The 13,747-nt window shown below is 67.0% G+C and carries 11 protein-coding genes; 4 read left to right on the forward strand and 7 right to left on the reverse strand.

Annotated features, from left to right (window positions below; all coding sequences use genetic code 11):
• Nucleotides 1–93: 93 nt before the first annotated feature.
• A complete protein-coding gene (locus ACFC4D_RS02190; RefSeq protein ID WP_376061883.1) occupies nt 94–483 on the reverse strand; it encodes a PaaI family thioesterase in 390 nt (129 codons plus the stop codon).
• Between the two features lie 290 nt (nt 484–773).
• Here ACFC4D_RS02190 and ACFC4D_RS02195 point away from each other — a divergent pair, with 290 nt between their 5' ends.
• From ACFC4D_RS02195 to ACFC4D_RS02205, 3 genes are all read left to right on the forward strand, one after another.
• Entirely contained in the window at nt 774–1,193 is a 420-nt protein-coding gene (locus ACFC4D_RS02195) for a hypothetical protein (RefSeq protein ID WP_375967673.1), read from the forward strand.
• A 37-nt stretch (nt 1,194–1,230) separates the two neighbouring features.
• Complete coding sequence (locus ACFC4D_RS02200) at nt 1,231–2,898, forward strand: cation:proton antiporter (protein ID WP_375967675.1); 1,668 nt, start codon at nt 1,231–1,233, stop codon at nt 2,896–2,898.
• A gap of 128 nt (nt 2,899–3,026) precedes the next feature.
• The gene (locus ACFC4D_RS02205) at nt 3,027–3,551 is read left to right on the forward strand and encodes a hypothetical protein (RefSeq protein ID WP_375967677.1); all 525 of its coding nucleotides are present in this window, start codon (nt 3,027–3,029) and stop codon (nt 3,549–3,551) included.
• 38 nt (nt 3,552–3,589) lie between these two features.
• Here ACFC4D_RS02205 and ACFC4D_RS02210 read toward each other — a convergent pair whose 3' ends face one another.
• Nucleotides 3,590–5,194: a PucR family transcriptional regulator gene (locus tag ACFC4D_RS02210; protein WP_376061293.1), complete on the reverse strand. Its 1,605-nt coding sequence runs from the start codon at nt 5,192–5,194 to the stop codon at nt 3,590–3,592.
• Between the two features lie 176 nt (nt 5,195–5,370).
• On the opposite strand from ACFC4D_RS02210, the gene ACFC4D_RS02215 reads away from it, so the two are divergent.
• Nucleotides 5,371–5,811 carry a hypothetical protein gene (locus tag ACFC4D_RS02215; protein ID WP_376061294.1) on the forward strand — a complete coding sequence of 147 codons (441 nt, stop codon included), beginning with the start codon at nt 5,371–5,373 and terminating at the stop codon, nt 5,809–5,811.
• A 23-nt stretch (nt 5,812–5,834) separates the two neighbouring features.
• On the opposite strand, the gene ACFC4D_RS02220 is transcribed toward ACFC4D_RS02215, so the two are convergent.
• Genes ACFC4D_RS02220 through ACFC4D_RS02240 form a run of 5 tightly spaced genes read right to left on the reverse strand, consistent with a single transcriptional unit; the run spans nt 5,835 to nt 13,631 of the window.
• Complete coding sequence (locus tag ACFC4D_RS02220) at nt 5,835–9,695, reverse strand: ABC transporter ATP-binding protein (protein ID WP_376061295.1); 3,861 nt, start codon at nt 9,693–9,695, stop codon at nt 5,835–5,837.
• Nucleotides 9,692–11,038 carry an LLM class flavin-dependent oxidoreductase gene (locus ACFC4D_RS02225; RefSeq protein WP_376061296.1) on the reverse strand — a complete coding sequence of 449 codons (1,347 nt, stop codon included), beginning with the start codon at nt 11,036–11,038 and terminating at the stop codon, nt 9,692–9,694. The genes ACFC4D_RS02220 and ACFC4D_RS02225 overlap by 4 nt, the downstream gene beginning before the upstream one ends.
• Nucleotides 11,039–11,050: 12 nt before the next feature.
• Complete coding sequence (locus ACFC4D_RS02230) at nt 11,051–11,773, reverse strand: ABC transporter ATP-binding protein (RefSeq protein WP_376061297.1); 723 nt, start codon at nt 11,771–11,773, stop codon at nt 11,051–11,053.
• Complete coding sequence (locus tag ACFC4D_RS02235; RefSeq protein WP_376061298.1) at nt 11,749–12,597, reverse strand: ABC transporter permease; 849 nt, start codon at nt 12,595–12,597, stop codon at nt 11,749–11,751. Before ACFC4D_RS02235 ends, ACFC4D_RS02230 begins: the two co-directional genes overlap by 25 nt.
• Nucleotides 12,594–13,631, reverse strand: a complete 1,038-nt coding sequence (locus ACFC4D_RS02240) for an ABC transporter substrate-binding protein (protein ID WP_376061300.1) — start codon at nt 13,629–13,631, stop codon at nt 12,594–12,596. Before ACFC4D_RS02240 ends, ACFC4D_RS02235 begins: the two co-directional genes overlap by 4 nt.
• Nucleotides 13,632–13,747: the final 116 nt, after the last annotated feature.

Consider the following 13,747-nt stretch of genomic DNA (forward strand, 5'->3'; position numbering starts at 1 on the left):
CCTCGGCGAACGGCGTGGCGGGTCGTCGGCCATTCTGACATGACCCGCGTTACCTGGATGTTTCGTCCGAGATCAGCCCTATCGCGCCGCGATTCAGCCCTGTGCGGCGAGGTTCTGCAGGCGCACCTGACCGCGCGCCACGGTCCGATCCTGTTCATCGGTGATCACCACGACCCACAGCTGCTGCGACCGCCCGCGATGAATCGGCGTCGCGACCCCGCGCAATACGCCCTCGCGCACCGCCCGCAGGAAGTCGGTGTTGTTGTTGACCCCGACCACGGTTCCGCGATCGCCCAGCCACACGCTGCCCGCGACGCTGGCCAGGGTTTCGATGACGGTGCAGTACACCCCGCCGTTCACGATTCCGGCGGGCTGATGCTGGTTCGGCGTCACAACCCATTCGGCCGCAACCCGATCCGGGCTCATCTCGGTCATCTTCAGCCCGAAGGTGTCGACGAAGGTGCCGGCGGCGAATTGGTTCATCAGCTCGGGAGTCACATCGGCCATGGACTTGATCGAGGAGAAGTCATCGGTCATGACCTCACACTCGCATGTCCGCCCGAAATACGAAGCGGCGGGCTCCCCTTGGATAGGGGAACCCGCCGCGGCAATGGACCGGGGGTCTCGGCAGCCCTCCGGACACTCACTCGGTCCCAACGCCGATTCCAAGTGTAGGTCAGGCTTACCTAACAAAGCAAGCCCTTCACCCGGTCCGGCCACTCCGCCGAATCTTGTCATTGACAACTTAACTTCCATTGTGGAATGTTGGTGGTATGCCAAAGATTCCGTGGATCGCGGTCGCCACCCCCGCCACCCCCGAGGTGCAGTGCATGGCCTCCCGCCTGCAGGTCAAATCGCTGCGCGATGTGCCCGGCTTCCTGATCGCCTCGATGGCGCTGTGGCGGCAGGCCCGCCGCTCGCCCGGAGCGGTCGGTGTGGCCCTGGACGCCGAACTGTTCAAGGGCACCTTCTGGACCTATTCGGCATGGACCGATAAGGCCGCCATCTACGCCTATGCGGGGGCGGAGCCGCATAAGTCGACCATCGAGCGCAAGCGAAAAGTCATGAAGGACGCCACTTTCACGTTCTTCAGCGCACCGGCCGCCGAATTGCCGATGAGCTGGGATGAGGTCCGCACGCGGATCGCCGCGCAGGCCGAAGCCGACCGGTCGGCACACCGACCCGAGGAGTAACCGGGATTCGGCGGCGATCACTGCCACTATTGGCCGGGTGACCGAACTGCTGATCGTGAGCGTGACCGCGCTCCTGGTGATCGCCGCCTCGGCCGTAGCGGGTCCCCGGCTCGGGATCGCCTCCCCGCTGGTGCTGGTGGCGATCGGTGTCGTGGTGAGTTACCTGCCGATGTTCGCCGGAGCCCATATCGAGCCCGAGTGGATTCTCGAAGGCGTGCTGCCGCCGCTGCTGTACTCCTCGGCGGTCTCCATGCCCGCGATGAACTTCCGGCGCGAATTCGGCGCCATCAGTGGACTTTCCGTGGTGCTGGTGGTGGGCACGGCACTGGCACTGGGCCTGTTCTTCATGATCGTCATCCCGGATGTGGGCTTCGCCTGGGGTGTGGCGCTGGGCGCGATCATCAGCCCGACCGATGCGGTGGCGACCTCGATCATCAAACAGACCTCGGTCTCCAAACGCGTGGTCGCGATGCTGGACGGGGAGAGTCTGCTCAATGACGCGACCGCGCTGGTGCTGCTGCGCACCGCGATCGTCGCCACGGCCGCGACCTTCTCGTTCTGGAGTTCGGTCGGCATGTTCGTCTACTCGGTGCTGGTGGCCGTCGTGATCGGCTGGTGCGTCGGGCGGCTCAATCTGATGATCCGCAAGCGCGTGACGGATTCGACGGTCAATACCGTCATCTCCTTCACGGTCCCGTTCGTCGCGTCGGTGCCCGCGGAACTGCTGGGCGCATCGGGTCTGGTGGCGGCGGTGGTGGCCGGTCTCATTACGGGAATCCGTGCGCCACGGGATCTTTCGCCGCGCAACCGGCTCTCGGATTCGCAGAATTGGCGCACCATCGAACTCGTGCTGGAGGGCGCGGTCTTCCTGACCATGGGTCTGCAGATCCGCACCATCGTCGCCAAGGTGCACGACGATCACGGCGGAGTCGGCACGGCCGTGCTGATCGCCGCGGGCGCGCTGATCTTGACGCTCGCGGTGCGCGCGGCGTTCGTCGCCCCGCTGTTGCGCGTGCTGTCGAGCAGCGTCCGCCGCGGTGAACAACTGCAGCCCCGGCTGGAGAGCATGCAGGAGAAGATGAGCACCGATGCGGGCAAGCAGGAAATGCTGTCCCGGTCGACCAGCCGGCGCACACTCTCCGAGCACGATATCGACCGCCTCGCCCGGCGAGTCACCAAGGGGCTGGCCAATATCGAGTACTTCCTGCGCGAACCGCTCGGCCCCCGCGAGGGCGCGGCGGTCGTCTGGGCGGGGATGCGCGGCGCGGTGACCGTGGCCGCCGCGCAGACCCTGCCCGAGGACACCCCGCAGCGTTCGGTACTGGTGCTCATCGCGTTCGCGGTCGCGCTCATGTCACTGGTCGTGCAGGGCGGCACCATCGGGCCGCTGTTGCGGATCCTGCCCGCCGATACCGATCCGGGCGAGTCCGAGGAGCAGACCCAGACCGAACTGACCCGGATCATGGAAATGCTGCGCGAGAGCGCGCAGACGGTGCCCGAACCGCCGCATCCCGACGGCGAGCCCAGCCGGGAGACCTTCGAAACCTCGCGCGACCATCGCCTCGCCGTCATTTCCGCCCAGCGCTCCGCACTGCTGGACGCCCGCGATAACGGCACCTTCGACGCGGATGTGCTCGCGAACGCACTGGCCAATCTCGACGCCACGGAGATCGCGATCGAGCTGCGCGGCACGCTCACCGGCTGAACGCGCCCAGGGTGTCCGCTGGGACAATCGGGCACCGGGGAGTTTGAACGGCTGGACAAGAACCGCTGGTACGTGGCGTACGACTATCGAATGGTCCACGTTCCAACTGTTCGTAAGGATCCGTTCCCATGAAGAAGAATCTCGTCACCATCGCCGGCACCGGAGTCATCGCCCTGGCCGCGCCCGCGCTCATTCTCGCGGCGGGCACGGGTACCGCGAGTGCGGCGACCGTGACTCCCCCGGCCCCCGCCGCACAGCAGCAACCGTCGAATCCGATCGCGAGCGGTGCGGCGGTCGGCGCGGGTATCGGAGCCGGTGTCGGTGCGGTCGGCGGCGGCATCGTCGGCGGGGTAGCCGGGCTGCCGGTGGGTCTGGCCGGAGCCGCGATCGGCGTGCCGATCGGTGCGGCCACGGGCGCTGCCATCGGCGGTGTGATCGGACTGCCCGCGGTCCCGCTCGAAGGGGTCACCGTTCCGGGTGGCGCCATCACCGGCGGATTGGTCGGCGGCGCACTGGGTTTCGCGGCCGGTGAGGCGGTACCGGTGGCGGTCGGCGCGGGTGTCGGCGCGGCGATCGGTACCGGTGTGGGTGCGGGCATCGGTGCGGCGGTGGGCGCGACGAACCCGAACGCGGTACCGAATGTGGTGCACTGACCGCATCCGCGACGGCTACCCGGGATCGCGGACCGCGATCACCGGAGGCCGCGCCGCAGGCGTAACAGCCGAAGTTCCAACTGCGCCAGCAATATCGCGTCCGCGTCCTGCAGATCCAGTCCGCTGACCTCCTGCACCTTGCGGAGGCGATATCGCAGCGTATTGATGTGCACATGCAGCCGGGCCGCCGCCACGTCCAGCACGCCGCCCGATTCGAAATACGCGGACAGCGATTCCAGCAGTTGCCCGTTCGTGCCCTGTTCATCGGCCAGCACGCGCAGCGGGCCCGAGAACGGCGGCAGGTCAAGCGAATCCGCGTAGTCGGCGAGGCGGCCGAGCAGCATCGGCAGCGCCACATCCGCCAATCGCGCACTCGCGGAGCCGGGTTCACGCAGCATGGCGGACAGGATCGCATCGGCCTGCGCCCGCGCCACGGCGACCCGCGACACCGCCGCGATCGCGGGGGCGACGGCAATGCGGTAGTCGGTGCCGTCGAGTGAGCGGCGCAGGAAATCATCTGCCAGCGAACGAGTTTCGGTGGCGGCGGCATCATCGTCGAGTCCCGGCCAGCCCAGTAGCGCGTAGAGCACGCCGTCATTGCGCAGCACCACGCTGGATGGATGGACGGCGCTGAGATAATGCTCGAAGAGACTGTCCACTCTCCGCCGATCCGCGATCAGCGAACCGTCTCCCCTACCCGGCGCATCGCGCGGATCCTCCGCGCCGATCGCCAGCACCACCAGCGGTCCGGGCGTCAATCCGAGCCGATTCGCCGCGATCACCGCTCCCGGCCCACCCGCGAAGATGGTCTCGCCCAGCTCACGGCGCTGCTGCCGGATGGCCGAGGGCGGATTCATGGTCAGCTGTGCGAGCTGCAATGCCACGATGCGCGTCAGGTACCGCAATTGCCCGGCGGTCTCCGCCGATAACGGCTCATGCACCACGATCCAGATGTAACCGAGAATGACGCCGCCGCTGCGCACCGCGATCGCGACCCGGGGCATCGGCTGACCGTCGATCGAATGCGCGGGCACGAATACCGGATCCGGGGACTTCGCGATTTCGGCGAGCACGCCCTCCTCGGCGAGCAGTCGCACCCAGCCGGGCCGCACCGAACGCACCAGAATCGATTCGACGCGCAGCCCGTCGGCCCCCTGCTGTCCGGTCGACCAGGCCAGCACCTCGGAGGTTTCGGATTCGATGGTGACCGGTCCGCCGACCAGGGTGCTGATCGAATCCGCCAGTGCGAAAAGCTCATTCGCCGCCGAACCGTCCGCGGCGGGCTGCGATCGGACGCGGTCGATGAGCCGCTGACGCAGGCATACCGCCAAATCCAGCCAGGACATATCCTCGCGCACCCACACCACCGCGATATCGGCGGCCAGATCCGCGGCGATCTTCGCGGCCGTCCCCTTGACGACCACCCCGGCGACGCCATCGCGTTCGGCGGCGGCCAGCAGCGCGCGCACCCGGTCCTCATCGTCCACCCCGACGGCCAGGACCAGCGCACCCGGCTCGACGAGCGAATCGGCCGAGTCGAATAGTTCGATACTCGTCACCGGGCGATCCGCCGAACCATTCGCATCGAGCAGTCGCGCGATATCGTCGTCGAATCCCGCGACGATATGCCGAACGGTAGCCACGACACCATTCATAGTTCCGAAGGTAACCGCTGATTACCGAATACCGCACGCGTACCGGTAGTGAAAAAGTAGACACCGGCGAGCTCGGCACAGACTGTCGGCGCGAACAAATACCGGCTTTCACCCTTGATCACCGGGACAAGACCGGCCACCCCCGGGCCCGGAAGCATCACGGTATGACGTTCACCGGATCATGGTTCCGCAGGCAGTGGCCGACCCTCGTAATCCTCACCGTCGCGGGTCTGGCCGCATCGATCTACGGCGTATTCGCACCCGTGCATCCAGCGCGTAAGCACGGTTCCATCGATCTCGTCGTGCGGCCGGAGCGCATAGCGAACGGCTGGCTCGTCTATCGCACCCCGGATCGGGCCGATGCCGCGCACCGCAACCGTGTGATCGACTGGGCGACAATGATTTCCGGCGATGCGGCCATCGTATGCACCCCGGATTGCGCACACCTGGCCGACAGCGCCTACCGCGGCCCCTGCACGCTGGACCACCTTCGCGCCGATCTGGCCCGGCCGAACTCCATGCCGGACATGACAATCCATCTGGAGGACGGACTGGTGACGAGAATCGTGGAACTCCCGCACCGATGCGCCCGTCCAGGAAGATAGCTAATCAATTGCCACAAGTGTCATCAATGGCGTTGTGCAAATGCATGAACCTCCGACTCGGAATTTCCCATTTCGACAGCTTCGGATTCTTCAGCGGGCTCCGCATCACCGACATATGCCGACCAGAGGCGACGGTAGGGACCGTCGGATTCGAGTAGGTCCGCATGCCGTCCGGTTTGCAACAGCCGACCCTCGCCGACCACCACGATGAGGTCGGCGGTGGCCGCGGTCGCCAGGCGGTGCGCCACCACGATGGTGGTGCGGCCCACCGTCAGCACCTCCACCGCGGTCCGGACCCGGGCATCGGTGGCCAGATCCAGCGATGCGGTGGCCTCATCGAGGATGAGAATGTCCGGATCGACCAGTTGGGCCCGGGCCAGGGCCAGCAGTTGGCGCTGGCCCGCGGACAGGGCCGCACCGTGTGCGCCGATGGGCTGACGGTAGCCGTGTTCGAGGGCGGCGATCATCTCGTGCGCGCCGACCGCCCGTGCCGCCCATTCGATTTCGGCCGGGGTGGCATCGGGTTTACCGTACGCGATGGCGGCGTGCACGGTATCGCCGAACAGGAACGGTTCCTGCGGCACCACACCGAGGCGATGCCGATAGTCACGCAGCCGGTAGTCGCGGATGTCGACGCCGTCGACCAGCACCGCGCCGTCGGTGGTGTCGTAGAGTCGCGCGAGCAGTTTCACCAGGGTGGATTTGCCCGCGCCGGTCTCACCGACCACGGCGACCTGCTGACCGGGCGCGATCCGCAGATCGATACCGGACAGCACCCGGTTTCCGGCGGTGTCGTAGGCGAAACCGACTCCGCGGAATTCGATATCGCCCGCGAGCCCTTCGACCGGACGGGCATCGGGCGCGTCCGGGGTGGCGACCTCCTCGCGCATGAGCACACCGAGGCGCTCCACGCCGATCACCGCCTGCTGGTAGCTGTCGAACACCTGTGACAGCTGCTGGATGGGCGCGAACAACAGATCCACGTACAGCAGGAATGCGATCAAAGTGCCTGCGGTGAGCACACTTTCGCGGACCTGATGCACGCCGACCGCAAGCACGGCCGCGGTGGCGATGAGCGACATGATCTCGATGAACGGGAAGAACAGCGCCATCAGCGTCTGACTGCGCAGTCGCGCGTTGCGGTATCCCCAGGAGCGCCGGTCGAATTCGCGCTGATTCACCGCTTCGCGGCGGTACGCCTGGGTCACCGCGATGGTGTCGACATTCTCCTGTAGATAGGCGTTGGCGGCGCTGACCTGTTCGCGCGCCAGGTTGTAGGCGGGCACCGAGGCGCGGCGGAAGGCGATGGTCGCCACCACCAGCACCGGGAGCAGCGGCAGGACCACCAGGGCCAGCCCGGCGTCGATGACGACCAGCGCGACCACGACTCCGGCGATGGTGAGGGTGCTGGTGAGCGCCACCGCGAGACCGGTCTGCAGGAAGGTGGACAGACCGTCGACGTCGGTGATCATGCGGGTCATGATGCGTCCGGCCAGTTCTCGCTCGTAGAACTGCAATCCCAGGCGCTGCAATTGCGCGAACACCTTGACCCGCAGGCCGTAGAGCAGCCGCTCCCCCGCGCGCCCGGTGACCCGGACCTGCGCGACCGTGATCGCCCAGTCCACCGCGACCACCACCAGCGCCAGGCTCGCGGCGATCAGCAGGACGCCGCGCGCGTTCTCGAGTACACCGTGGTCGATGCCGAAGCGCACCAGGAAGGGGATCAGGATCTGTGCCAGGGCGTCCAGGGCGACCAGGCCCAGACCGGCCAGCAGCGGCAGCGCGAACGGGCGCAGCAGCCCCGACAGATCGAAAGAGGTGTCGGGGGTGTGCGAGAAGTGTTCGGGCACTTCGGGTTCCCCGGACAGCGGCGGCAGGCGATCGATGAGGGCCTGTACATCCCCGCTCGGCGGTGCGCCCGACATCATGCCGCCGCCGACGCCGCCCATCGGCCCGGGTGCGCCCGCGGCGCGCTGGGAGAACGCCTTGGCGATCTGTTCGAGCACCCGGCTCTCGTCGCCGTCGGATTCGGCCTGCGCCCAGAGTCCCTCGGTGGGAACAGATTCCGCATCGGTCGCCAGATCGATGGCGATACTCGCCGGATCGGGCGGGGTGAACAGGGCATGGAACAGCTCGCCCGAGCGCTGTAGTTCGTGCAGCGTCCCGAGTTCGGCGATGCGACCGTCATCGAGTACCGCGACGCGGTCGGCCAGCGCCAGTGTCGAAATGCGATGCGCCACCACGATGGTGGTGCGCCGTCGCACCTCGGCGGCGATGCGGGCGAAGATCTGCTCCTCGACCTGGGCGTCGATGGCCGAGGTGGCGTCATCGAGCACCAGGATCGGCGCATCGGTGATCAGTGCGCGCGCGAGTGCGAGGCGCTGGCGCTGGCCGCCCGAAAGCCGCTGTCCGCGTTCACCGATGAGCGTATCGAGCCCGTCGGGCAGCGCGGTCACGAATTCGTCGGCGGCCGCCAATCGCAGTGCGTGCCACACCCGCTCGTCATCCGCCTCGGGTCGGCCGTAGGCGACATTGGCGCGCACCGTATCGGCCATCAGCGAGGTGTCCTCGAACACCATGGCGACCTGGTCGCGCAATTCCGGCAGTTCTCGAATATCGGTGCCGTCCAGCAGGATTCGACCACCGTCCGGATCGAAGAGCCGGGGCAACAGCTGCACCAGAATCGATTTGCCGGAGCCTGCCGCGCCCGCGATGGCCACCGTCTCGCCCGCGTCGACGATCAGGTCCAAGCCGTTCAAAACCGGCGGCTGATCCTCGAATCCGAAACGCACATCCTCGAATTCGATGCGCGGCGCGTGTTCTGCCCGTACGGTATCGAGAGCCCTGGTTCCCGCCGCCCCCGTCTCGGCGGGAACCGGTGTCTCGATCACCTCGCGCACCCGATCCAGGGATGCCTTGCCCTGCTGGCTCACCGTGAGCAGCATGGAGAACATGCGAATCGGCGTCACGAATGATCCGAGATAGGTCATGAACGCCAAAAACGTGCCCAGCGTAATGGATTGGTGCAGGGCGAGCAGCCCGCCCACGATCAGCACCAGCGCCTGACCCGCGGCCGGAATCGCCTGCATCAACGGTGTGAAGCGGCTGGTGATCCGGGTGATCCGCAGTCGCGACCGGTACAGATCGCGCGCGGATTCGGCCAGCCCGTCCAGCTCGCGCGATTCCTGTCCGAAGCCCTTCACCACGCGCACCCCGGTCACCGCGGCCTCCACCCGCATGGCCACCTCCGCGGCGCGCGCCTGGGCGTCCCAGTTGGCCGGGAACAGTTCGCGCTGACTGCGTTTGGTAATGAACCACAGCGCCGGGATGACCAGCAGCGCGATCGCGGTCAGCGCCGGGGACATGGTCGCCATCAGCACCAGCGACACCCCGAGCAGTACCGCGTTCCCGGTGACCAGCGGAACCAGTTGCAGGAACATCTGGATCAGCGTCACATCGGTGATGGCGCGGCTCACCACTTGCCCGGTGTACAGCCCGGCCCGCTGCCGCCCGTTCAACCGCAGCAGCGCCGCGAACAGATCGCGGCGCAGATCATGCTGTACGTCCAGCGACAATCGCGACGACCCCACGCGCCGGGTGTATCCGGCCCCGAACCGCACCACGCCGATGACGAGCAGCAGCGCCACCCACGGCACCACCGATGCCGCACTCGCGGTGAGCGTATCGACCACATGCCGCACGATCAGCGGCAGTATCGCGGTGAGCACCGCGGCGATCACCGATCCGACCGCCGCGGCGACCACCGTCCGCCTATGCGCGCCACACCGCCGCAGCAGATACCGGATCCACCCGGTGGCCTCGGAACCTGCCGCCGGGGCCGATTCCGAGGCCGCGGAACCGAAACAGTCCGAGCCCGAACTCATCCGGCGACCACGAGCGCGCCGGCGGCGTCGAACTGGTTGACCGGGCGGTCGAGCCCGTAGTGCCCGCGCAGGGTGGTCTCGGTGTACTCGGTGCGGAACAGGCCGCGCCGCTGCAGGATCGGCACCACCTCGTCGACGAAGCGCTCCAGACCCGAGGGCAGCACCGCGGGCATGATGTTGAAGCCGTCGGCCGCACCGCGGGTGAACCACTCCTCGATGGTGTCCGCGACCTGTTCGGCGGTACCGGCGAAGGTGTGGTGCCCGCGCCCGCCGCCGAGCCGGGCGATGAGCTGGCGCAGCGTGAGTCGTTCGCGCCGAGCGAGATTCACGATCAGCGTGAACCGGCTCTTGGCCCCCTGGATCTCATCCTCGGTGGGCAGATCGTTGGGCAGTTCACTGTCCAGGTCCAGATCCTCGACCGGAATGCCCCAGGTGCGAGCGAGCTGACGCTTGGCGTATTCGGGCGAGATGAGCCGCTCCAGTTCGGCATCCAGTTCCCGGGCATGCTCCTCGGTATCGCCGATGACGGGCACGATGCCGGGCAGGATCTTGATGGTGTCGGGATCGCGGCCGATCGCGACCGCGCGGCGCTTGAGGTCGGTGTAGAACTCCAGCCCGTCCTCGATGGTCTGCTGCGCGGTGAACACCGCCTCGGCGTAGCGGGCCGCGAATTCCTTTCCGTCCTCGGAGGATCCGGCCTGCACCAGCACCGGATAGCCCTGCGGGGAGCGCGGCAGGTTCAGCGGTCCGGCGACCTTGAAGTACTCACCGTCGTGATCGATCTTGCGGACCCGGTCCGGATCGGTGTGGATACCCGATTCCTTATCGGCGAGCACCGCGTCATCGGCCCAGCTGTCCCACAGTTTCGTTGCCACATCGACGAATTCGGCGGCCTTGGCGTAGCGCAGCGCGTGATCGGGCACATCGTCGAGGCCGAAATTACGGGCCGCGTCCGCACCGGCGGTGGTGACGATATTCCAGCCCACCCGGCCACCTGACACCCAGTCCACCGAGGCGAACCTGCGCGCCAGGTTGAACGGGGAGTTGTAGCTGGTGGACGCGGTGGCGATGAGCCCGATCCGCGAGGTCTGCACCGCGATCGCGGTGAGCAGGACCGTCGGCTCCAGCTTGCCCGCCGGGCGACGGCCGGTATCGCCGAACAGCACCGGGCTGTCCGCGAAGAAGATGGAATCGAGCTTGCCGCGTTCGGCGATCTTCGCCAGATTCACATAGTGGTCGATCTTGGTATTCGCGTTCGGATCGGATTCCGGCAGCCGCCACGAGGCCTCGTGGTGGCCGGTCGACATGAGAAACGCGTTGAGGTGCAACTGCTTCGGGGACATGCGGTTCCTTACTCAGACTCCGGCCGGGACGACGCCCAGCGCGGTCAACAGGGTGCGGCGGTAACGCTGGAATTCGGGCTCGCCCGGATCACGTTGCGCCGGCAGGTCGATGGGCAGGTCGACGGTGAGACGCCCGGCGTCCAGCACCAGCACGCGCTGTGCCAGGGTGATCGCCTCGTCCACGTCATGGGTGACCAGCAGCACGGTCGGGGTGTGCCGCGCGATCAGCTCGCGCAGCAGCTCGTGCATCTTGATGCGGGTGAGCGCGTCCAGCGCGCCGAACGGTTCATCGGCCAGCAGCAGATCGGGCTCGCCGACCAGGGCGCGGGCCAGCGCCACGCGCTGCTGCTCACCACCGGACAGCTCGGACGGCCAGGCGCGGTCGCGGCCGGTCAGCCCGACCTCGGCCAGCAGGTCGCGACCCGCCTGACGGCGGTTGCGCGGTTGTCCGTACAGCACATTGCTCAGTACCCGCTGCCACGGCAGCAGTCGCGAATCCTGGAATACCACGGAGGTTTTCGCGGGCACCCGGAGCGAACCGGAACCCTCGACATCGCGATCGAGTCCGGCCAGCGCACGCAGCAGCGTGCTCTTACCGGAACCGCTGCGCCCCAGCAGGGCGACGAATTGGCCGGGCGGAATGGTCAGCGAGATATCGTCCAGGATGACGCGATTCCCGAAGGAGCGCACCAGATCCCGGGTGCGGACGCCTAGGTCGAGATCGTGCGACGCCATGACAGCACCTTGCGTTCGAGCAGTCGGATACCGGCGTCGGAAATCAAGCCGAAGACGCCGTAGAGGACCAGGCAGACCAGGATGACATCGGCCTGCCCGTAGTTCTGGGCGCTGCTCATCAGCTTGCCCAATCCGTCTGTGGCATTGACGGATTCGACGACCACCAGGGACAACCAGGCACCGGTCACCGAGAGCCGCAGGCCCAGGAAGAAGCCGGGCAGCGAGCCCGGGATCACCACGCTGCGAATGAATTCCAGGCGCGAAACCCCTTGCACCTCGGACAGTTCCACGAATCGCTTGTCGATGGCGGTGAGCGAGGCGTGGGTTTGCAGGTACATGGCGATGACCACGCCCAAGGTGATCAGCACGATCTTGAACGTCTCACCGATGCCCAGCCACAGAATCATCAGCGGAATCAGGCCCAGGCTCGGAATGGCGCGCTTGACCTGTAGGGGACCGTCGATGAGCGATTCGCCGAGCCGGGACAGTCCCGCGATGAGCGCCAGCGCGGTGCCGATCAGAATGCCCACGCCCAGGCCGATTCCGGCCCGGGTCAGCGAGGCGAGGGTGTTGTCGACGAGGGTGCCGTCACGGAACAGCTCCCAGCCGGTGTCCAGGACGGTCCACGGCGCGGACAGCTTGCGCTGATCCAGCAGGCCGTAATAGCTGCCCGCCGACCAGGCGGCGAGCACCACGACCACGCCGAGCAGGCGGGCGAACGGTACCGGTTTGCGAAGTCCCAGGCGGCGCAGTCGACGCCGTTCCACGAAGGTCTCGGCGGGCCGGGCTGTGGTGAGTGCCGGGCGCGGCAGTGCGAGTGTCATTGCGACTCCTTGGTCCGGTACTGGGCGGGCACCGCATCGGACGCGAGCTGTTCGAAGCGCCTGTCGAAGAGCTGGGCGGCATCGAAACTCGAACCGAAATAGCCGGAGCGGGTGACCAGGTCGATGGTTTCCTGCTCCCACTTGATGGCGTCATCCCATTTCGCGGGGTAATACGGCTTTTCCACGGTGCTCAGAATTCGGCGTGCGGAATCCGGTGTGACCTTCTGGTCCTTCACGTAATACGCGTCGAGCCATTGGTCCGGATGCTCCCAGGCCCAAATATCGGTGCGCGCCCAGATCTTCACGAATTCGGTGATGGCGGCGAGTTTTCCGGAATCCTGGAGTACGGCGGTCGGCGCCCAGAGAATGGTCAGCGCGTCCACCGCGGGTGTCTTCACCCCGCGAGCGCCCTGCTCCCCGTACTGGGCCAGGTAGAGGGTGAGCTGCGGTTCGGCGAGCGGGGCGACATCGATCTGTTTGCCCTGCAACGCGGTGAGGAACTGCGGGCTGTTCAACTCGACGAGTTTGACATCGCTCACCGAGAGGCCCGCCGCCTGCAGGGTGCGCAATACGACCACGCCCTGCGCCTGTCCCGGCGAGAAACCGATGCGCTTACCGCGCAGGTCGGAAAGACTGTTGATCGCCGAATTCGGCGCTGTCGCAAGCTGATACAGCGGCGTCGAGCGCACCTTGACCCCGACGATCTTCGCGTCGACGCCGGTGGCGTGCGCGTGGATCGGCGGAATTCCGGCATTGGTGGCCACATCCAGCGCGCCACCGCGGAAGGCCTGGATCACATCGGGTCCGGCCTGCACCACGGGCCAGTCGGACACGGTGAAGGGCAGGGTGTTCGACTGTCCGGACGCCTCCAGGGCGACCCGGGTGGTATTCACCGAAATGGAGAGTTTGGTGCCGGGCGGCACGCTGGTCGGCAGCGCCGCCGAAAGATCGGTATCGCCGCCCTTGGTGGCGCAACCCGCGACCAGTAGTGCGGCGGCCAGGACCAAACCTAGCCCGGGAATAGCAGAGCGCATTGGTGACTCCTGATAGAACTGCGACGGAACGAAATAGAGGAATCCGGGCAGCGAAGACAGGAGCGGGTCTCGGAACCGAGGGTGGCGGCGGCAGGATTTCGCATAGCAAGACTCTC

The organism is Nocardia sp. NPDC056000, assembly GCF_042269265.1.
Classification (GTDB): Bacteria; Actinomycetota; Actinomycetes; order Mycobacteriales; family Mycobacteriaceae; genus Nocardia.